Annotated in this window: 16 protein-coding genes; 8 read left to right on the top strand and 8 right to left on the bottom strand. The window is 51.4% G+C overall.

Annotation, left to right across the window (positions count from 1 at the left end):
* Positions 1 to 38: 38 nt before the first annotated feature.
* The 3 genes from MKY59_RS23405 (at position 39) to MKY59_RS23395 (ending at position 4,201) form a co-directional block, all read left to right on the top strand.
* Positions 39 to 1,082, top strand: a complete 1,044-nt coding sequence (locus MKY59_RS23405) for a Gfo/Idh/MocA family oxidoreductase (RefSeq protein ID WP_339274005.1) — start codon at positions 39 to 41, stop codon at positions 1,080 to 1,082.
* A gap of 2 nt (positions 1,083 to 1,084) precedes the next feature.
* A complete protein-coding gene (gene eutH, locus MKY59_RS23400; protein WP_339274004.1) occupies positions 1,085 to 2,182 on the top strand; it encodes an ethanolamine utilization protein EutH in 1,098 nt (365 codons plus the stop codon).
* Between the two features lie 87 nt (positions 2,183 to 2,269).
* A complete protein-coding gene (locus tag MKY59_RS23395) occupies positions 2,270 to 4,201 on the top strand; it encodes a beta-glucoside-specific PTS transporter subunit IIABC (protein WP_339274003.1) in 1,932 nt (643 codons plus the stop codon).
* 831 nt (positions 4,202 to 5,032) lie between these two features.
* On the opposite strand, the gene gdhA is transcribed toward MKY59_RS23395, so the two are convergent.
* Positions 5,033 to 6,409: an NADP-specific glutamate dehydrogenase gene (gene gdhA, locus MKY59_RS23390; RefSeq protein ID WP_236415727.1), complete on the bottom strand. Its 1,377-nt coding sequence runs from the start codon at positions 6,407 to 6,409 to the stop codon at positions 5,033 to 5,035.
* A gap of 392 nt (positions 6,410 to 6,801) precedes the next feature.
* On the opposite strand from gdhA, the gene MKY59_RS23385 reads away from it, so the two are divergent.
* From MKY59_RS23385 to MKY59_RS23370, 4 genes are all read left to right on the top strand, one after another.
* Positions 6,802 to 7,275 (top strand): GreA/GreB family elongation factor, encoded by a 474-nt coding sequence (locus MKY59_RS23385; protein ID WP_236415729.1) that lies wholly within the window; start codon positions 6,802 to 6,804, stop codon positions 7,273 to 7,275.
* A complete protein-coding gene (locus MKY59_RS23380; RefSeq protein WP_339274002.1) occupies positions 7,265 to 7,771 on the top strand; it encodes a cation:proton antiporter regulatory subunit in 507 nt (168 codons plus the stop codon). Before MKY59_RS23385 ends, MKY59_RS23380 begins: the two co-directional genes overlap by 11 nt.
* 3 nt (positions 7,772 to 7,774) lie before the next feature.
* The gene (locus tag MKY59_RS23375) at positions 7,775 to 9,001 is read left to right on the top strand and encodes a cation:proton antiporter (protein WP_339274001.1); all 1,227 of its coding nucleotides are present in this window, start codon (positions 7,775 to 7,777) and stop codon (positions 8,999 to 9,001) included.
* Positions 9,002 to 9,298: 297 nt separating this feature from the next.
* The gene (locus tag MKY59_RS23370) at positions 9,299 to 10,036 is read left to right on the top strand and encodes a cyclase family protein (RefSeq protein ID WP_339274000.1); all 738 of its coding nucleotides are present in this window, start codon (positions 9,299 to 9,301) and stop codon (positions 10,034 to 10,036) included.
* Positions 10,037 to 10,261: 225 nt separating this feature from the next.
* Here the strand turns inward: MKY59_RS23370 and MKY59_RS23365 are convergent, their stop codons facing one another.
* The 4 genes from MKY59_RS23365 to MKY59_RS23350 form a co-directional block, all read right to left on the bottom strand.
* Positions 10,262 to 10,462, bottom strand: a complete 201-nt coding sequence (locus tag MKY59_RS23365) for a hypothetical protein (protein WP_236415735.1) — start codon at positions 10,460 to 10,462, stop codon at positions 10,262 to 10,264.
* A gap of 333 nt (positions 10,463 to 10,795) precedes the next feature.
* Positions 10,796 to 12,625, bottom strand: coding sequence for an ABC transporter substrate-binding protein (locus MKY59_RS23360; RefSeq protein WP_236415736.1), 1,830 nt, complete (start codon positions 12,623 to 12,625; stop codon positions 10,796 to 10,798).
* Between the two features lie 116 nt (positions 12,626 to 12,741).
* Positions 12,742 to 14,256: an ABC transporter permease gene (locus MKY59_RS23355; protein WP_339273999.1), complete on the bottom strand. Its 1,515-nt coding sequence runs from the start codon at positions 14,254 to 14,256 to the stop codon at positions 12,742 to 12,744.
* Between the two features lie 12 nt (positions 14,257 to 14,268).
* A complete protein-coding gene (locus MKY59_RS23350; protein WP_339273998.1) occupies positions 14,269 to 15,711 on the bottom strand; it encodes an ABC transporter permease in 1,443 nt (480 codons plus the stop codon).
* Positions 15,712 to 15,857: 146 nt separating this feature from the next.
* Here MKY59_RS23350 and MKY59_RS23345 point away from each other — a divergent pair, with 146 nt between their 5' ends.
* Complete coding sequence (locus tag MKY59_RS23345) at positions 15,858 to 17,603, top strand: ABC transporter ATP-binding protein (RefSeq protein WP_339273997.1); 1,746 nt, start codon at positions 15,858 to 15,860, stop codon at positions 17,601 to 17,603.
* 158 nt (positions 17,604 to 17,761) lie between these two features.
* Here the strand turns inward: MKY59_RS23345 and MKY59_RS23340 are convergent, their stop codons facing one another.
* The 3 genes from MKY59_RS23340 to MKY59_RS23330 form a co-directional block, all read right to left on the bottom strand.
* Positions 17,762 to 18,580, bottom strand: coding sequence for a hypothetical protein (locus MKY59_RS23340; RefSeq protein WP_236415740.1), 819 nt, complete (start codon positions 18,578 to 18,580; stop codon positions 17,762 to 17,764).
* Between the two features lie 111 nt (positions 18,581 to 18,691).
* Positions 18,692 to 19,447 (bottom strand): LuxR C-terminal-related transcriptional regulator, encoded by a 756-nt coding sequence (locus MKY59_RS23335; RefSeq protein WP_339273996.1) that lies wholly within the window; start codon positions 19,445 to 19,447, stop codon positions 18,692 to 18,694.
* 17 nt (positions 19,448 to 19,464) lie between these two features.
* Positions 19,465 to 20,529, bottom strand: a complete 1,065-nt coding sequence (locus MKY59_RS23330) for a suppressor of fused domain protein (RefSeq protein ID WP_339273995.1) — start codon at positions 20,527 to 20,529, stop codon at positions 19,465 to 19,467.
* Positions 20,530 to 21,222 lie beyond the last annotated feature (693 nt).

Below are 21,222 nucleotides of genomic sequence, written 5' to 3'. Positions count from 1 at the left end.
CCCTGACAGGGATTGATTTTGTAAAAGAGGTGGAACGTATGTGGAAAATCGGTATCGTAGGTACGGGATACTGGTCGGAAAAACACATTAAGGCTTGGCAGTTCATTGCCGATGCCGAAATTGCGGGGATTTGCGACAGAAATGAAGCGACCTTGAATGACAAGGCGGATCGTTTCGATCTCTCCGCAAACATCCGTTATACGGATGTGGAAGCGATGCTGGAGCAGGCCGACATCGACGTGCTTGATATTATTACGCCGCCGGAAACACATCTGGAGCTGGTGAAGCTGGCAGCGGCGGCAGGCAAACATATCATGTGCCAGAAGCCGTTTGCCCGTTCAATCGAGGAAGCGCAGGAGATGGTACGCATTGCCGAGGAAGCTGGCGTACGCCTGATGGTTACCGAGAACTGGCGCTGGCTGCAACCATTCCAGCTGATCAAACAATTGCTGGTGGATGGAGCGGCAGGGCAGTTGAATACGATCCGGTATATTCATACCGATTATTACTCGCCGCGATTTGCACCCGAGAACGAACTGCCTCAGCCATTCTTCAGGGATATGCCTCGTCTGCTGTTCTACGAGATGGGCGTGCATTGGTTCGATACTTGGCGGTTCCTGTTCGGCGAGCCGGAGCGCTTGTATGCCGAAACGAGAAAGGTCAGCAGCCACACGGTCGGCGAGGACAGCGGCATGGTGATGCTTGGCTATTCCGATTATGTCGGCTTGATGGATATGAGCTGGGCGACGCGCCGCGAACTGAGCGAACCTCTGCCGGATCGGGTCCTGCCGGATCATAAAGAACAGCTGATCATCGAAGGCGACAAAGCAACGATCAAATTGTACCATACCGGTCGCTTGACCTTGATCGACAATGCCGGCGTGGAAACGGTGGTCGCCGAGCATACGGAATTGAACTATGAGGACAGCCATCGCAAGCTGCAGTCCCATTTCATTGATTGCCTGAACACGGGCGAGGAATTCCAGACCAGCGGGGTGGATAATCTCCGGACCCTGCAGCTGGTGTTCGATACGTATGACAGTGCAGCCACCCATCAGGTGAAGCTGTATGAAGAGGCTTAAGCATGTCCATCAATGATTTAGTCATGATTGTCATTGCCTTTTTTCTGGTACTGGGAGCTGCGGACAAAGCGTTCGGGAACCGATGGGGACTCGGAAACGCGTTCACGGAAGGCATCATGGCGATGGGCACGTTGGCACTGGTTATGGTAGGGATCGTTTCATTGGCTCCCTTCCTGGCCAGCCTGCTGGTTCCGTTGATTTCTCCCCTGTATGAAGCCATCGGTGCCGACCCTGCCTCCTTTGCCAATACGATTTTGGCCGTCGATATGGGCGGTTATGCGCTGGCAGGACAGATGGCCCAGAGTGAGCAGGCGGCCCTGTTTTCGTGGGTGCTGCTGGGTACGATGTTTGGCCCGACACTGGTATTTACGATTCCGGTTGCGCTGGGCATTGTGGAGAAAAAGGACCATCCGTACTTTGCCAAAGGCATTCTGATTGGCATCAGCACCATTCCCATCGGCTGTTTGGCCGGCGGATTGACGGCCGGCATCGACATCATGATCATTTTGAAAAACCTGATGATTCCGGTGATGTTGTCCATATTCATTATGCTGGGTCTGCGCTTTTTCACCAATCAGACGGTAAGGTTGTTTAAGATATTTGGAAGCGGTATCACCTTGTTGTCCCTGATCGGGCTGGTGGCGATCGCCGTCAAAACGCTGACCGGTTGGGAGCTGGTTCCCGACATGGCGCCTTTTTCCGAAGGCATTATGACCGTAGGCACGATCGCAATCGTGCTCGCAGGCGCATTCCCGATGGTGGAGGTCATCAACCGGACCTGTAAAGCTCCATTGGAGCGGGCAGGCAAATGGTTTAATCTGGATGCTTCAACGACGGCCGGGCTTGTCGCCGCGCTTGCGCATAACATCCCGACGTTCCGCCTGGTCAAGGACATGAACTCGCGCGGCAAAGTCGTCAGCATCGCTTTTGCGGTCAGCGGCTCATTCGTTCTGGGGGGACACCTTGGATTTGTGGCGGGGATGAACAAAGAGATGGTCACCGCCATGATCGTTGGCAAGCTGGCCGGAGGCATCAGCGCCGCGATGGCTGCATCGTTTTCCATGAAAGCGAATCAAAAAATGGGAGTAAAAATCAGGTAACAACGTAAAATACACACCCGTTATTTGGTTGAATTGATATGAATTAACACATTATATGAAGGCACCTGCGCAAAAGGAGGATTTACCATGAATCATGGCAAAACGGCCAAGGAAATTCTGGACGCCGTCGGAGGCAATGATAACATCAATAACGTCGTTCACTGCGTGACCCGGCTCCGGTTTAACCTGAAAGATATGAAAAGCCCGAACAAGGAAGAGATCAAAAACATCGACGGCGTACTTACGGTGGTGGAGAGCGGCGGTCAGTTCCAGGTAGTCATCGGCAATGAAGTGCCGAAAGTGTATGAAGCACTCGTACAGCAAATGGGCGGCACCAATTCGATGGCGGCAAATGCCGATTCGGAAGCAGCGGGTGAGAAAAAGGGGTTATTCAGCCGCTTCGTGGACGTCATCTCCGGCGTATTTATGCCTGTCGTAGGGGTGTTGTCCGCAGCAGGTATTTTAAAAGGATTGCTTGCTCTGTTCGTTACGCTCGGTTGGTTGACCGAAGAGATGAGCACGTACAAAATCCTGTTTGCGACGGCGGACGCGTTGTTCTACTTCTTCCCGATTTTGCTCGGCTTCTCTGCAGGTAAAAAATTCGGAGGTAATCCGTTCATTTCGGCAACGATCGGTGCGACTCTCGTTTATCCAACGATGACCGCTGCGTTTACGGACGGAACGGCCATGACGTTCCTGACGATCCCGGTTGTTCTGATCAACTATACGTCATCCGTCATTCCGATTATTATCGCCGCATACATTGCAGCTGTTTTCGAGAAATGGGTAACGAAAATTTCGCCCTCTTCCATTAAAATGTTCTTTGTCCCGCTGGCCACGCTGGCGATTGTTACGCCGGTGGTATTCCTGGCCGTAGGACCTGTAGCTACCTTGATTAGTGATTTCTTGGCCAAAGGGGCCATGTGGGTTTACGAAGTGAGCCCGGTTGTTGCAGGTCTGGTTCTTGCGGGGATCTGGCAAACGGTCATCATTTTTGGCTTGCACTGGGCATTCATTCCGATTCTACTCAACAACATCGTGACCAATGGATTTGATCCGATTAACGGCATGCTGTTCTGTACGACATTTGCACAAACAGGCGCGGCATTTGCGGTTGCGATCAAAACCCGTGACAAACGCCTGAAACCGATCGCGATGTCTTCCACGATTGCCGGACTGATGGGGGTTACGGAACCGGCGATCTATGGGGTTACCCTCCCGACCAAAAAACCTTTCATCATGGCTTCCATCGCCAGTGCAATCGCGGGAGCCGTTGCGGGTGTCCTGGGGTCGACGGCTTATGGATTTGCGGGCGGCGGAGTGTTCGGTATTCCGTTGTTTATCAATCCAAAAGGCATGGATAGCGGCTTTGTCGGCTTCCTGCTGTCACTGGTCGTAGCATTTGTGGCCGCTTTCATTCTGACTTATATCTTTGGTTACAAAAATGCTCCAGCAGCGGCGTCTGCATCGAATGCATCGGCTGAGGGTTCCAGCAGCAAATCGGAATCCGCTTCCGCTGCGTCAAGCCATACGGCTTCTGCAGTACAAACGACGACAGGTACCAACGAAGTTAAAATCGTATACAGCCCGCTCGAGGGTAAGCTTATTCCTTTGACCGAAGTCGGGGACGAGGCCTTCTCCAGCGGAGCCATGGGACAAGGTGCTGCAGTTGTGCCTGCCAAAGGCGTCGCATACGCTCCGTTCGACGGCGTCATCGTGACCATGTTCAAAACAAAACATGCCATCGGCATTCTGTCCGAAGACGGCGTGGAGATTCTGATTCACGTGGGCATTAACACCGTCAGCCTGAAAGGCCAACATTTCACCTCGTTCGTGAAAGACGGCGACACGGTGCGCCAGGGCGACAAACTGGTCGAATTCGACCTGGATGCCATCGCCGCAGCCGGATTGGATACCACCACTTCCGTCATCGTCTCCAATACGGCAATGTTCACCGATATTCAGGCTCAGTCTCAGGGCGACATTAAACCTGGCGATGCATTGATGACCGTGAAGTAACTTTGGGTTGAGAAGGCACTGAGGTGCTACTAGCCAAGTCATTGAGTTTCTACATTATAATAGAGTATCCAGCGATCAATTGAGCGAATGAAATCAGAGCGAATGATACCGGACGAGAATTGCCGGATGATTCGCTCTTTTGTTATGCGATGGTGAGAAATGCTGCTGCTGCCAATGCCGGTTGCTTGATGCTCATATTGGTGCTCAAATCTCACTTCGGTGTTCTATACGAATAATGATGACGCCGGATGCTCATACCAGAGCTCAATGTTGCAGGTGCTCGATGTTCATGCCGCAGTGCCAACGATAATCCTGAGCTTCACCCGCTCGAGCGCTAACGAATCTTAAACACCTTATTAGGGTGATTTTGGAGGCTTAGGAATGCTAACGAACATTAGAAACCCTTAGGAACGTGAAAAGAGGAATGATGCCCCGAAATCATTGAAATAACGTGCGTGAGATTCGTTAGAATTTGGTCAAGCGTAGATAGGGGGCAATAAGGCTCTCTCAGGTTCGTTACAGACTTTATAAGTATGCACGGGGCATTACATACATGTGCCAGAGGGTTGCGAAAGAACGAGAAGTATTCGGTGCAGTGGATGTCTTCGGCAGATTGTTCTTCCTCCGTGTCACTCGAGTCATCGCACGTGCGGTTAAGCACACAAAAAGGAGTATCCCATGCCATTTTCATGACAATAAGGGATACTCCTCTTGTATGATCAGAGGGAGTTACCAGAGCCGGTCGGTTAAGGGCCGCCACTTAATGGACCCAGGCCGCAAAGACGGCTTATGCTGTAAATGAACCCGGTACACCCCGTTGTCAGGTCCGGATTACACGATACCTTGAGCGATCATGGCGTCAGCGACTTTGAGGAAGCCAGCGATGTTGGCACCGGCTACAAGATTGCCTGGACAGCCGTAACGATCCGCAGCGTCTACGCAGCTTGCATAGATGTTGCGCATGATGTCATGCAGCTTTGCATCCACTTCTTCAAAGGACCAGGAGAGACGCATGCTGTTCTGCGACATTTCCAGCGCGGATACGGCAACGCCGCCTGCGTTGGCTGCTTTTGCAGGTCCGAACAGAACGCCTTCTTTCAGGAATACGTCGATGGCTGCCAGCGTGGAAGGCATGTTTGCGCCCTCGCCGATCGCTTTTACGCCACCTTTGACGAGCTGTTCTGCCGCTTGCTCATCAATCTCGTTTTGCGTTGCGCAAGGCAGTGCGATGTCGCAAGCAATGGACCAGATGCCTTCGCATCCTGGCGTATACGTTGCATGTGGATGAGCTTTGACGTATTCGCTGATCCGCAGGCGATCCACTTCTTTGAGCTGTTTAACCGTATCGAGGTTAATGCCTTCCGGATCATAGATGTAACCGCCCGAGTCGCTGCATGCCACAACTTTGGCGCCCAGCTCTTGCGCTTTTTCGATCGCATAGATCGATACGTTACCGGAACCGGAAACGACCACGGTGCTGTCTTTGAAGCTAAGGCCTTTGGATTGCAGCATTTCGTTGACGAAGTATACGCATCCGTATCCCGTTGCTTCTTTGCGAGCAAGGCTTCCGCCGTACAACAGGCCTTTGCCTGTCAGAACGCCGGCTTCATGAGCGCTGCGGATACGTTTGTATTGTCCGAACATGTATCCGATTTCTCTCGCGCCTACGCCGATATCGCCTGCAGGAACGTCGGCATCGGAGCCGATGTATTTGTACAGCTCGGTCATGAAGCTTTGGGTGAAGCGCATGACTTCCTGATCCGATTTTCCTTTTGGATCGAAGTCGGAGCCGCCTTTACCGCCGCCGATCGGCAGGCCGGTCAGTGCATTTTTGAAAATTTGCTCAAAGCCGAGGAACTTCACGATGCCGGCATATACCGACGGATGGAAGCGAAGGCCGCCTTTGTAAGGTCCGATAGCGCTGTTGAATTGCACGCGGAAACCGCGGTTAACCTGTACCTTGCCTTGGTCATCGACCCAAGGTACGCGGAAAGTGATGACGCGTTCCGGCTCAACGAGCTGCTCGAGCAGCGCCTGGTTCATATATTTTGGATGAGCTTCAATGACAGGAATAAGGGAGTCCAGAATCTCCTTGACGGCCTGGTGGAATTCCGGTTCATTCGGGTTACGGGCAATGACCGATTCATATACGGATTGAACATACTGGGCGGCAGTGGACTGGTTTGAAGCAGTAGTAATCGTAGACACTTTTTCGAAGCACTCCTTTGTGGTGTTAAAGTATACGAATCCCTCTTTGCATAAATCGCATAAAAGTTTGTAGTTAAATATACAGTAAAGATCATAAAAATACGAGATGAAAACCCATAAAATGTTTTTTATGACGCAATTAAAAACTTCTATGAAACTGTCATGCGATGTCAAGGATACATGTGATGTACCTCATGATTGCAAGTGACTTTATGTTGATAACGTGAAGTTAAATGAAATAGGCTGGATTAAAAAATTCAATTTGGTAAGATGGTATTACGACCACGGATTCCGGGGTCATTAATGCTAAAAAGGGAGGAAAAGCAGCATGAAAAATCAACATTCGGGCAGCAACGTGGAGAGAAAGGCGTGGATTGGAGGTGAGATCTATTATGAACCGTAGGTCTCAAGTGCAAAATTGCAGAGAGAAGCTGGTTGCGCAGCTGATTACGCTGGGGGAAGAGAAACGAGCGTTTCTTGACGCCTATTTTGACGTGCGCGAACCGGAACGTACCCACATGGAGCGGCTGTTGAAGGCGTATACGCAGTGCGTTGAGAAATTGTTGCAGGAGCCGGATGGCGAGCTGGATTCGATGGTTCTCATCGGCAGCAGCGTGGGCTTTGAGTACATCGATTTTCACACTTCGGACTCTTTCATGATTACGATGCCGGATGAAGCCGATCCGGACCAAGGGCGCATCTCCTTCTTGTCCCCGGTAGGCCACCAATTGCTGCTGGGGCGGAAAGGAGAAGTGAGGGCCGTCAGCACGCCATCGGGCTCCATGCGCATACGGATCACGCAGATCAGCATGTCTGACCCGGTGCCGGATACACCGGCGGCTGGAGGTGTCGACCATGCACTTTAAGGAAACGGACCTGCCGGGCATCGGCAGGAAATATTGGCTTCATACCCGCAGCGGCGAACATTTGGTCATCGTCGTGCATAACGACGAGCGGCGGGATCTCTTTCATATGGAAGCAGGGGACCATCCGGAGGAGCTGGGCGACATGCTTTCGCTCGTAACGTTGGATGATGATGAAGCACGCGCCGTCGCGGCCATTATTGGCGGTATGACCTACAAACCCCAGTTCCAGAACGAACGTGAAGTCATGCTGGAGGGCCTGCTCATCGAATGGCTGCGAATCGAGCCGCACTCGGCAAGCATAGGCAGAACGATCGGAGAACTGAATATCCGGCAGGCGACGGGTGCCGTCGTGCTCGCCGTAGTAGAGCGGAGCCGCACCAAACAATTTAATCCGGGGCCAGAGTATACGTTTGCGGCCGGAGCAACCGTCGTTGTTGCAGGAGAGCGGGATCAGATCAGGCAACTGAAGCAATTGCTCGCTACCGGAGGGCTGTAGCCCATGGATAAGCTCATATTCGAAGTGGGAATTGCCGTTGCGCTGATTACACTTACGGGGCTTATATCCGCACGATTGCGTTTTTCGGTCATTCCGTTCTATATTCTGATCGGCATGGCTGTCGGTCCGCATGCCCCCCAGTGGGGCATCGTGGATTTGCGTTTTATTGAAAGCTCAACCTTTATCGAATTCATGGGCAGGTTGGGCATACTGTTTTTGCTGTTTTATCTTGGGCTGGAATTTTCGGTGTCCCGGCTCATGAAGTCGGGCAAAGCCATTCTGACCGGGGGCATGTTCTATGTGGGCTTGAATTTTGCTTCAGGTCTGCTCCTGGGCTGGCTGGCGGATCTGCCGCTGAAAGAAACGCTGGTGGTATGCGGCATCATGACCAGTTCCTCTACCGCCATCGTGGCCAAGGTACTGGTCGATCTGAAGCGCACCGCAAATCCGGAAACGGAAATCATCATGGGCATGATCATGTTCGATGATCTGTTCATTGCCATTCATATTTCCATTTTGACAGGTCTTGTGCTTAGCGGAGCGACTTCGTTCTTAAGCGTGCTGCTGGTGTGTTTGTCGGCACTGCTGTTTATCGTGGTGTTCCTCGTCGTTGGACGGAAATGCATCAAGTACATCGACAAAGCGCTGAACATCAAATCATCGGAGCTGTTTCTGTTAACGGTCATGACCTTGCTGTTTCTCGTGGCTGGATTCTCCGAAACGCTGCATGTTGCCGAAGCCATCGGTGCGCTGATGATGGGGCTTGTGCTGGGTGAGTCCAGGCATGCTTCCCGGATCGAGCATCAGGTGATGCCGTTCAAAGATTTTTTCGGCGCGATTTTTTTCTTCGGGTTTGGCTTGACGATCGAACCTGCCTCGCTTGGGGGAGCGGTGGGCATGACGGTGCTCGCCGTTGTGCTGACGATTGTATGCAACTACGGTGCCGGCATGATTGCGGGCAGGCTGTCCGGCATGTCGCCCAAAGCTTCGCTGAACGTAGGATTTACGCTGGTGTCGCGGGGAGAGTTCTCGATCATCATGGCCAACATCGGCAAAGCGGGAGGCCTAATGGCCTCCATTCAGTCGTTTGCCGTGCTGTACGTGTTGATTCTGGCCGTGCTTGGCCCAATTCTGACGAAGGAGTCGCCATGGGTTTACAAGCAATACGAGCGTTTTCGGAAAAGGGGCAGCAAGAAGCAAAGTGAGGAAGCTCGTGAGAAATCTCAGTAAAGAAGCAAAATAAAGAAGCGTAGAAGGAAGCGTATTAGAAATAAGGTGGCAGATGAAATACCCTGAGTCTTGCTTGGATACGGGGGAGATGTGTACAGACCCCAAAGACAACGGAAAGACATCATATTGTTGGGAAAGTCGTGCCCTAGGCACGGCTTTTTCGCTTGTGGGGACATATGACCGAACATTATTGGAATTTTTTATTTCATATATTCCACATGGGGATACTCCACAAATCCGAGGGGATGGGATATAATAGGAGAAATTTATTCCAATATACGCATGAGGTGATTTCAAATGTCGAACGAACTTTTACAAGCCTTGCAGCTATTGAAACAGAAAAAATGGGTTGACCTGACCCATACCTTCGGTCCGGAATCACCGCATTTCTCCGCCTTTGATGCTGCGCGATTTGATACGTTGTTCAATCATGACCAGGGCTTTTTCGCGCAGAGCTTCACATTTCCTGGGCAATACGGCACACATCTGGACGCGCCAATCCATTTCGTTCGGGATACTCGATATCTGGAAGAGCTGGATTTGAAGGAGCTTGTGCTGCCGCTCGTTGTTATTGACCAATCCGAAGCGGTTGCGGCGAACTCCGATTTTACGCTGAATGTGGAGCACATTCTCGCATTCGAGGAGGAGCACGGGACGATCGAGCCGGGCAGTTTCGTGGCGCTGCGCACCGATTGGAGCAAACGCTGGCCAAGCCATGAGCAGTTCGACAACAAGGATGCCGAAGGCAACAGCCATGCACCGGGCTGGTCTGTCGGGGCATTGGAGTTTTTGTTCCAGGAGCGCCGCATTCAGGCGATCGGCCACGAAACGTTTGATACGGATGCGGCGGTCGATTACCAGAAAAACGGATCGCTGCTGGCAGAGTATTACGTGCTTGCTCAAGATACATACCAGGTGGAGCTGCTGAAGAATTTGGACCAAGTGCCTGCCAAGGGAGCCGTCATCTTTAATATCGTGCCCAAGGCCGAAAAGGCATCCGGCTTCCCGGTTCGCTCCTTCGCAATCTTGCCATAACTCCATTACATTAACACGGAATGAAGAACAGGAGGCCGCCCCGGCCTCCTGTTTTGAATTTAACCTATGGAATGGTACCCGTTTTTGGCAAAGTTAAAGTTGAACAAGGCTATGACCGCAAAAGAAAAATTGCGAATCGTTGTTTTTCTTATTGAACAAATGTCGAAACGTTCTTTGGCATGGAATGCCTTACATATCGTTCGCGCTAATGTGCTTGCCTTTCGATTATTTGGAATCGGTAAAATGGGAGTCGTTGAATCGTCGCAGTATTCTCTTCTCCGCTCTCTTGAATCCAAGCCATCGCTTTAAACGCCCTTGTTCCTTCCTGACCTTTAACGTTTCTTTCATGCCCAAAATAATCAGTTCGGACCTTCTTCTGTCCTCGCGGCTCGTTTCCCGCAGTTCCTTGATAAAATTTTCGTCCATGTTATGCCTCGCGTATGTACAGGATAGTATTTATATTATAGCGAACATATGTTCCGTTATCAAGTTTTTCCATGTTATTCTTTCTGCCCGGGGAAGTTTTCGTGAAATAGAGCACAGGAAGAGTGGGGGGGTTATGACACAATATTTTCGGGAAGTGCCGATATGTAATGAAGACCGATTGGATCAAACGATGTAAATGTGAAAAACAGCCTCTCCTGCGAGCCGACATGGCGTGCGGGAGAGGCTGTTTGATGTCCAAAGGATCAGACGGGGATTAGTCCGGGTTCGGCAGGGCCAGAGATGCGGCTTTGATCAAACCGCCCTGCATAAGGCTTACTTTGAAGCTTTGTATGCGGCCAGGAACTCTTTCACTTTTGCCGGGTCGGCCTTCAATTCGTTTCCGGTTTGAACGAGCGGGCTAACGGTGGAGTAAGCTTTGAGTTTGTTGTTTTTGTAAAATTGCAGAATGTCATCCTGGTTGATGGAATACAGGACCGCTTTTCTCAGATCGCTGCTTTTGGCTACGTCGCGGTTGGCCGTGTTGAACAACAGGTAGCTCACGGCATTGCTTTGCATGCTTTGCAGCTTCAATTTGCTGTCGCCTTCGATAATGTCGTACTTCGTTTCAGGGACGCCGTAGTAAACGTGGATCTCGCCGCTGCGCAGGGCGGAAAGGGCGCTGTCCGCATCGGCGATGAAGCGAACGTTGACTTGAGAAATTTTAGGCGCATATTCAGAGCCTGGGCGATAGCCGGGATTTTTCAGGAACACGCCTTCGTAGTCGTTTTTGTAAGACAGGATGTAAGGACCGCTCGTGTACAGCGTATTGTTGTAAGCCGCGCCTTCGGTTACCGTATTTTGGTCTCCGTAAGGAATGTCCTTGTTCACGTCAAACGATGCCACATCATACGTATTGATGCTTTCGACCTGTTTCTTGGACACGATGCCTGCCGATTGGTGAGCCAGGTAGTTCAATACTTGCGGGAAAGGTTCGGTGGTTGTTAATTTGACCACTTGATATTTTCCGGCTTTGTTGTCGGCCTTTGTTTTGTCGGATACCAGTTCGGAGATTTTGCTGTCCAATCCTTTCTCCAGTGCGTCTTTGACGGAGCCGCCGCCGCCGGATTGCTGCGTCGATTCGAGCGCGGCCAGATCGGTGACCAGTTCTACCGTTTTGATATGCTCATGCAGGCTGTATGTCCGGTGATCCGGCACGGAATCTTTATTTTTGGCGCGATCCAGGGAGAAGATGACATCGTCCGCGCCTACGCGTTCGCCGGTGTCCACCGCTTTTTTGTTTTCGATCTTCGCGAAGTTGATGTCGTCGCGCAGGATGAAATAGTATTCGGAATTGCCGTCCGCAATGCTGTAATTATGGGAAAGGGAGGCTTCCGGCGTGATTTGGTCATCGTCCGTCAAGTTCACCAGACGCACATACATGTTGGTGTTCAACTGGTTGATGGAACCGTCGTTGCCTTTGATCGGGTCAAGGGAAGTCAGGACGGACGCGCTTTGCGTCAGAATCAAAGGCTGTTTGGCGTTCAGAGAGCTGTCTTTGAACTCAATCGGTTCCCAGGCCATGGCCCGTGATTTGGACAGACGTACCGTATCCGCGTTCAGGACCTCTTGATTCAAGGCTTGGCTTTTCAACGAATTGTACAGCGGTACGATATAGGCTTGGTCCGTCACCAGACGCTGCTCCAATTGTTTATACGTTTCTTTGTATTGATCCGGCGTTTGGGTGGCGGCTTGGTCGATCAGTTTGTCGACTTCCTCGTCGGCCAGAATGCTGTAATCCCCGCCGGTTTTGAAAAGGGAACGAACCGCGTAATCCGGGTTGCCGGTTACCGTCGTCCAGCTGGACAAGGCGATGTCATAGTTTCCGGCGTCCTGCTGGGACTTGTAGCTGCCATAGTCGGGCTGCAGGTTCAACTTGACGTTGAAACCATTTTTGGTCAGCTGATCGCGAATGATGTTTACGTCGTTTTCGCTTGAGCTTTGGGCCAGCAATTCGATGTCAACCGGCGTTTGATCCGTCGTTTCCGCCGTATTGGAAGGCGTCTCCGTTGTTTGGGCATCCGATTTGGTTTTGACGCTGCAGCCGGAAATCACGATGACCAGCACGAGCAGCAGCGAGAATAGCGTACGTTTGTTTAATTTCATGTCATAACCTCCACGATAATGTCAGATAAAAGAAAGATGATTCATGCCTATGCTTGATTCCGCAAATATCGAAACAAAGGATATTGCTCATTTTTGGCTAAGCGGGTCGTTTGGTTTTACGCCTTTTCCAGCTTTGGATCCAGGGCATCGCGCAATCCGTCACCCAGGAAATTGAATGAGAGCACCAGCAGAATGATGGCGAGCCCCGGATAGATCGCCAGGTACGAATGGGTTTCCAGATACGTGCTGCCCAATTTGAGAATGTTGCCCCATTCCGGAATGTGCGGCTCCACGCCGAGTCCGAGATAACTCAAGCTGCTGGTTGCAATGACGGCGCCGCCGATGGTCAGGGTCGATTTGACGATCATCGGGGCGAGCGAGTTCGGAATGATGTGTTTGAAAATTAGGGTACGGTTGTTATAACCGAGCGCACGAGCGGCTTCCACGAATTCAAACGTGGAGACGTACAGTACGCTGGCTCTCATCGTACGGGCATACGTTGGTATGGCTCCCAGACTGAGCGCGAGAATCAGGTTCACTGTATTGGCGCCGAAGGCGGCAATGATGGCGATCGCCAGCAGAATGCCCGGAATGGCATAAAGAATGTCGAGCAGCCGCATGATGATGTTATCCGTATGCCTGCCGTAGAATCCCGAGACAGCGCCCAATACGCCGCCGATCACGACGGGAATAAGCGTTGACAAGCAGCCCACGATGAGCGAGATTCTGGCTCCGAATACGATGCGGGAGAACAGGTCGCGCCCGAAATCGTCGGTCCCGAGCGGATAAGCCAGGGAAGGCGGCTGCAAGAGCGCCGAGTAGTCGTTTTCCACGGCCATGCCATAGTCAAAGGTATACAGGCTGCAGATCGACATCGCGAACAGGAAGACGATGAAGAACAGGCCGGACATTGCCGTGATATTGGAAGCGAGCCTGGTCCACAGGTCGTTCCAGAAGTTCGATTTCTGTTTTCCCTGCCGACGGATGCGGCCGATGATCGAAATGCCGAGCAGCAGCGCGAACAGATTGCCCGTGACGGTGATCAGGATCAGCAGAATACCCAGCCATGTCATCCAACGCGGAAGATGGCGTTGAACGGGATAACGGGATATGCAAATGAGCACGCCCAACTCGGCTGCAAGCAGCCCCAGCAGTGCTCCCATCGAAGGTAGGAATGTATCGGACACGTACGGTTTGAACACGTTCAATGCGGATACGCCGATCACGAATAGTTGGGTGAGCAGCATATACACCGCAAACGTATATTCGATGCTCTTCTGCTTCCGGATCAGATGGAATGCGGACGCAGCGATGAAAATGTTGCCGGACAACGCGGCCAGAAGCTGAACCCAGGCCAGTCCGCGAACGAGCGTGCCGACCTGTCCATGTTGGAGCAAATCGCCTCGAAGCTTCAGCGTCAGCAACGTCTGGACGAGCACGAAAAACAGATAAACCAACGCTGCCGTGAGCACAAAGGGCTTCATCTCCCCGAGGCTCCAGTCGTAACTGTTCAACAGCAGCAGCAAAGTCAACAATACGGTGGCGATCCAGGCGAAGCCTGCCTGACGGTATTCCTGCGAAGACTTCAGCCGGAAGCGCATGGACGATAGGGTAGAATCCGATTTTGTCATGATGCACCTGCTTTAATATTGTTTCATCTTGGAACGTACACGCGGATCAATGAAGGCATACAACAGATCAACGATGACGTTGATGATGGAAATCGTAATGGCAGTGTATACTACTCCGCCCATTATACTCGGAATATCAGGTATAAATTGTTTGTCGACGATGTAGCTGCCGAGTCCGCTAATATTGAACACTTTTTCCGTGACGGCCGCTCCGCCGAGCATGCCCCCAAATTGCAAGCCAACTACCGTGATAATCGGGATGAGCGCATTGCGAACGGCGTGTTTCAATATGACGGTGCGTTCGTTCAAACCTTTGGCTCGGGCTGTCATGACGTAATCCTCATGAATGACCTCCAGGGTGGAAGAACGCGTCATACGGGCCACCGCCGCCGTCAGTCCCGTTCCCAGCACAATCGTTGGCATGATGATGGATAGCCAATTTTGCGGATTGAAGGTAGGGGGCAGCCACTGCATTTTGATCGAAAAATTCAGAATAAAGATAAGGCCTTGCCAAAAGTTCGGAATGGACAACCCGATGAGTGCGATAAACATAAACGTATAATCGAACCATGAATTCGGCTTGATCGCCGAAATAATGCCGATCGGCAGAGCGATCACCAGTGCCAGCAGCAGCGAAATAGCCGCCAAGGTCAGCGTGATCGGGAATTTTCTGGCAATCGTTGCCGTGACGTCTTCGTTCCCGGTGAAGGATTTGCCCAAATCGAACAGCGCGATTCCCTTGATGTTGTTCCACAGTTGAGACAGGTAGGACTGATCCAGCCCATACACGCGATTAAAGTTCGCGATCTGTTCCGGCGTCGCTGTTTCGCCCAAGATGTTCGCCGCTGGGTTAAACGGGGACAGGTACAAAATGGTGAAGACAAGCGTAGCTACGCCGAAGATGACGAATACCGTCATCAAAATCCTTTCGAATATGTACTTGAGGTACGAATTCCCGTACAAGAACAACATGAGATACATCAGACATCCCGGAATGATCGAGAGCGCCAGAAACCAACGGTGGCTGATCAACGAGCGGTACGCATCCGCCAAAGTTAACCGCTGCCGTCCTTGCTCTTGAAGACGAATGGCGGTACGTTCCCGGAGTTCCTTTCGAAACGTTTCTTCCATCCACTCATCAGCCTGGCGTTTGAATTCCTGCTCGCTGACCTGCTGTTTGAAGAACAGGTGCTTGCGCCTGAGCTGATCTTCCACCCGGGAGCGCAACGAATCGCGATAGGATGGATCGAGCAGATCCTGCCTTGCGGCCTGCTCGGCAGCGAGCCAGCCATCCTGCTTTCGTTCCTTAAGCCATACAAAAAGCACGATCAAATGGATCGGCAGACCTAGTATGAACAGAACATATCGGTACGAGGGGTGCTGCAGCATTTTGCCGTAAATGAAACCCAAGGTGTCCGCTAGCCGTGACGTTTTGCTGCCTTCTGCAACGTTCAAATGTAGTAATCCCCCTTTCGCTGAAGTTTAAATTGCATTATTCCGATGAATATAGTATATATTATTTCAGGGTTCAAACATTGTCAAGACGTGGAAATCGGTACATATGAGTGCAATCCATAAATTGAAAGAGAGCAGGTGACGGCATGCAGCCTTTATTGAAAATCAATGATCTTTCCGTCTCTTTTCATTCAGGTGAAGACGAGTTCCATGCGGTCCGAGGGGTGTCGTTCGAGGTGCGCAAGGGCGAGACGCTGGGCATCGTCGGAGAATCAGGCAGCGGCAAGAGCGTCACGGCGCGTTCGATCATGAGGCTGCTTCCGTCTCCGCCTTCGCAGATGAAGAGCGGGGAGATTTTGTTCAAAGGCACGGACCTGGCCCACAAAACGCAGAAGGAAATGGAAAGCATCCGCGGGCGCGACATCGGCATGATCTTTCAGGACCCGATGAGCTCGCTTAATCCGACCGTGAAGATCGGAAAACAAATCGCGGAAAGTCTGATCAAACACCAGCGTTTATCCAAACGGGAAGCGAAGAAACAAGCGATCGAGATGCTGAAATTGGTGGGCATTCCGCATAGCGAGGTACGATATAACCAATATCCGCATGAATTTTCCGGAGGCATGCGCCAGCGGGTGATGATCGCCATCGCTTTGGCTTGCCGCCCTGAGCTGTTGATTGCGGATGAACCGACAACGGCGCTCGACGTGACCATTCAGGCACAAATTCTGAATTTGATGAAAAATATGCAGGAGCAGCTCGGCACGTCGATCATTCTCATTACGCACGACTTGGGGGTTGTGGCGGGGATGTGCGACCGCGTCGTCGTTATGAAAAACGGTGAAATCGTGGAAACGGGCACGACGGCTGAAATTTTTGCCCATCCGAAGCATCCTTACACGATCAAGCTCCTGAATGCGCTGCCGCGGCTGGACGAAAAGAAAAAACCGAAGCCCGCTTCGCTTGTAGCGGGCCATGGAGAGGACGCAGCGCCGCTTCTTGAAGTCCAATCGCTTCGCCAGCATTTCAATCTCGGCAAAGGCAATACGCTGAAGGCCGTCAACGATATCAGCTTCCACATCCGGCAAGGGGAAACGTTAGGCGTGGTCGGGGAATCAGGCAGCGGCAAATCAACGACGGGCCGTGCCATTCTAAGGCTGCACGAACCTACAGGCGGCGAGGTATTGTTCAAAGGCGTGCCGATGAGCCGTCTTTCCAAGCAGGAAATGAAAAAGATGAGACGCCATATGCAGATCATATTCCAGGATCCGTATGCATCGCTCAATCCCAAATTCAAAATTATGGACATTATCGGCGAGGCGCTGGATATTCATCAACTCGTCAGCAGTACGTCCGAACGGGAGAAACGGGTGGAAGAATTGCTGGAACTGGTGGGATTAGATCCGTCCCATGCGCATCGTTATCCGCATGAATTTTCGGGCGGGCAGCGCCAGCGCATCGGCATCGCCCGGGCATTGGCCGTGGAGCCGGAGTTTATCGTGTGTGATGAACCCCTGTCCGCCCTCGACGTATCCATTCAGTCTCAAATCGTGCAACTGCTCCAGGAACTGCAGCAGCGCCTTGGCCTGACATATCTGTTCATTGCGCATGACCTGTCGATGGTCAAACATATCAGCGACCGCGTGGCCGTCATGTATCAAGGCAAAATCGTGGAGCTGGCGGAAAGCGAGGAATTATACTCCAACCCGCAGCATGCCTATACCAAAGCGCTGCTTTCGGCAATTCCGGTACCCGATCCGGCCGTGGAGTCGAAGAAAAAACGCATTGCCGCAGAGGACAACGCCGGGGAAAACGGCGGAGATCGTTACAACCTGGAGCAATCCCGCTGGGTCGAAGTCACGGAAGGACACTGGGTAGCGATGTCGGGGTAAGAGGGCCGAGGGTAGTGGGGTGAAGCTTGAACGTTATTGCAGCACAGCATTATGCATTCGCATTCGGAGTGATCCTAAACAAACAGCCCCGGTCCCGATCGTTGCCGATCATGGACACGGGGCTGCTTCAAGCTTGCATGGGCGTTCGCTTCAAACGATTATTTGAATTGCACGGATTGTTTAATTTCATCAATGGTGGCTTTGCTCTTGTCATCCAAATACGTAAAGATGAAGTTGAAAGCATAGCCCTCAAGAATGGTGCTGTAGTATTCCTGCGTAAGGGTGGTGCCATTGCCGGCATCCATCGTGATTTTCATCAGATCCATCTCTTTGCCGCCGATGGTTTCGGTAGTGATATCGTTGTATTCATACGGGAACTGGCTGTCCTGCATGAATTTTTTGGTGGCTTCGAGATAATCCTTGCCGTTGCGAATACCTTGCAGCAGGCTTACTTTCTCGGCAATGGCCATCGCGGACGGTCCAACTTCTTGACCACCGAGCGGCAATTCCGATGCCATCAACAGGTTCAGCGTTTTTTGCATCGACAGCTCCATCTGTTTCTTCTTCGTTGCATCGTCGCCAGCAATCGCTTCGGAAGAAGCATTCGTCAGCTCGTTCATTCCGGCAGCGTCCTGGAACTCCCACGTTTCGGGAAATTTCAGGGATACGCCAAAGTAATCATTCGTATAAGATCCTTTTTCGGTCGTGCCCAGCTCGACGTTTTTGGTTTTGTCTTCGTCCGTGGAAGCTTCCGCGGATGTTTCTTTGCTTTCTCCTGCTTCGTTATCGGCTGTTTCGTTATCCGCTGCTTCTTTCTTTGCATCATCGGTGGCAGCATTGTCCGTCTTTGCGGCGTTTTCCGTTTGGACCTTTTCTTCTGCGCTGTTACTTTCCTTCGCCTTGTCGCCGCAAGCGGCAGCTACGAGCATAACCATGATCAGCATGGCAATTAAAGACATCTTTTTGGTTGTAAACATAATACCCTCCTGTAAAATAAATATGCCTGTTTTTTCCCTGTTAGGCGATTCCATGCAAAAAGTATAGCAACAAACGTTCCCGTATCACACCTATAGAAATCTATAGGTGGCTTACAGGCATGAAAGGCGGCTCGCCAGCGAAACGGCCTCCGTGCTCGATTGAACGCCCAATTTGTTGAAAATGACTTTTTTATGGTGGTTGACGGTGCATTCCTTGATTTTGAGCTTGAGGGCAATCGCCTTGACCGTCAGTCCCCGGGCGATCAACTTCAAAATGGTGCGCTGCCTTTCCGTGAATTCTATGCCCGTTTCGCCGACTCCCTCTTGCGCTGCCAGGTTTTCGTAACAGTTCTGCATTTGAGCCGGAATCAGCTTGGCGATGGCAATCAGTTCACCTTGCATGTGCGCATCGATGGTCGATACGTCCAAATATCCGGCATGCCCCGAGCCTATGGACAATGGTGTGGCGTAACAATGCCATTGTTGAAACAGAGGACTCTCATGCCTCTCTGGAGGCAAAAAGGTCGCTTGATTGAAGTCCATCGTTTCCGAAATGGCGTTAGTGCCGCAGCTTTCGGCGGTAAATACCATGCCCTTGCGAATCGGTGATCGTAAAACCTCCTGTTCAAGGTCGCTGCTGTATTCCAGATCCAGCAATACACCCTCCGAATCGGTTAAGAGAAAGAGATGGGATGCGGTCAAGTTTGCTTTGATTGCCGAGAGGCTGTCCCGGAAGGCTTGAATCAGAACATGATTGATTTGAATTACAACGTTGAGATGGTCGTGAGTTACATATTGTATGGCTGGCTTCGAAGAACTACCGGGGCATGCCCATCGTTTCCTCAAAGTTGCTGTGTTGGATGACATGTTTTCCTCCTTGCTGATTAACCGATCGTTTCGACGACGCGACCTTCCTGATCTTTGATTTCCGTCGGTTCGATGCGGAAAAGAATGCCCGGCAGCGAGGCGAGCTCGAATGTCCGTGCTTTGGGTCGCAATTGTTCGCATAGTTCCGCAACGGCCTGCTCATGAACCGTTATCGTTATCCGGCCCTCATCCTCATGGATCGAGGCATCCTCCCCGGCTTCGAAGGTTACGTTGAGGTCGGGACCGATAAGGGACAGAGGCGCTTTTTTTGAAATGCGGCTGTGCAATATTTTGCCGATCAAACCGGCCTGTTTGGCTCCGAGCTGCAGTTCTGCAGGAATATTCTTTTGCAGCATACGCTTCCGTCCGGCAGTCCAACCAAGCTGTTGAATGTACAAAAATGCCGTGCTTGATCCTTCCTCCGCAATGCCGTGCTGCACGGCTTTCGCCACCGAAGGGAGCTGTTCGTACGAGTTTCTTGCCAAATCCGTGATGTACTTCGGCATATACGCTTTACAGGCGGCAAGAAATCCACGCGTATTCCACGTTTGCATCGTTTCGAGTTCCGGTCCGGTGATGCCGATCATTTGCAGAAACTGCACTCGCCCATTGGGACTGGAGCATTCCTTGAGATCCTCGTCCTCCACGAAAGCCAGCGCTGTCAGCAGCGTATCGGATCCGAGACAGATCGGGCCGTTGGCATCCAGGTAATCCCCGGCATGAAAGACATTCCCGCTATTGAAGACGTAGCGTCCCATATTTTGCAGAAGATTGAGCGCCCAGGCAGGAGGTTCGGTGTCATTTTCATTTCTCAGCAGACGAAAGGTGAGTTCGAATCCATAGCCGCTCCATTCCTTGTTTTCCGATTCCTTCTCATAAAGCTCGGAAAAACCATAGGTCACGAAATGCCAATGAGGGACAGGCGCCTCGGCCTGATAGACGCTAATGCCATCCAGCGGATCAGGTCCGCCAAGCATGTAAGGGATGGCCGTGCCATAATGTTTGGGCTCCTGAGCTCCGTATACTTCGGTGCAGGCTGCTTCGATGGCGTCCCAACCGGATGTATTTATTTCTTCAGTCACTGCTGCTTCCTCCTTGACTCTCTATATCTCTATGAAAACACGTTAAAGAATAGTCTACTATTTGAGAGTTTTGTTTCAAGGAGCTTAAGAATGAAATCCGCAAATCGAACAGATGGGGTGGATGGCCCCAGAAAACAGGAAGGACACTTACATGAGTATGAAAGATATTTACCTTGCAGAGTGTAATTCAAAACCATTCAAAACATCAGGATGCATTCGCAGCGTTGTTTGAAGAAAAGAGCCAGGGCCTTGGGAGAGAACGGCTGGAACAGGCGGCACGGCTGGGAATTCTGGACGACATAAACCAGTGCTGTTATGGGGCATGGGAGAGCGCACGCTGGATTGGGCCACGCAAAGCATCCCGGCTTTTAGGGCGACGAAAGTCCTGAAAACGAACTAAACTAATTGGCGGGATATCGATACGTCGAGAGCTGCCATGCTGCGATGCTCCGGTGACTCAGGTCCCAAAAACAGTTTTGAACAAGTTCATGCTGAAGGACAAGTTGATTTCGAAAAGCAATTATGTTACGCTTACATCACAGCTAAAAACAACATATGATCCATAACATCGTGTGATGGGTTGTTACTGCGAAGACAGGCAAAACCTAAACTGATGGTGAAATGAACGCTCCTTTTATTAGGCGCTATTTTACCTTGAGTTTAGGTTTTTCTTGTTTTCCGGCAAAACCATCA

Origin of the sequence: Paenibacillus sp. FSL W8-0426 (assembly GCF_037969725.1) — a bacterium.
GTDB classification, from domain to species: Bacteria; Bacillota; Bacilli; order Paenibacillales; family Paenibacillaceae; genus Paenibacillus; species Paenibacillus hubeiensis.
This window is presented reverse-complemented; position numbering and strand designations above follow the sequence as displayed.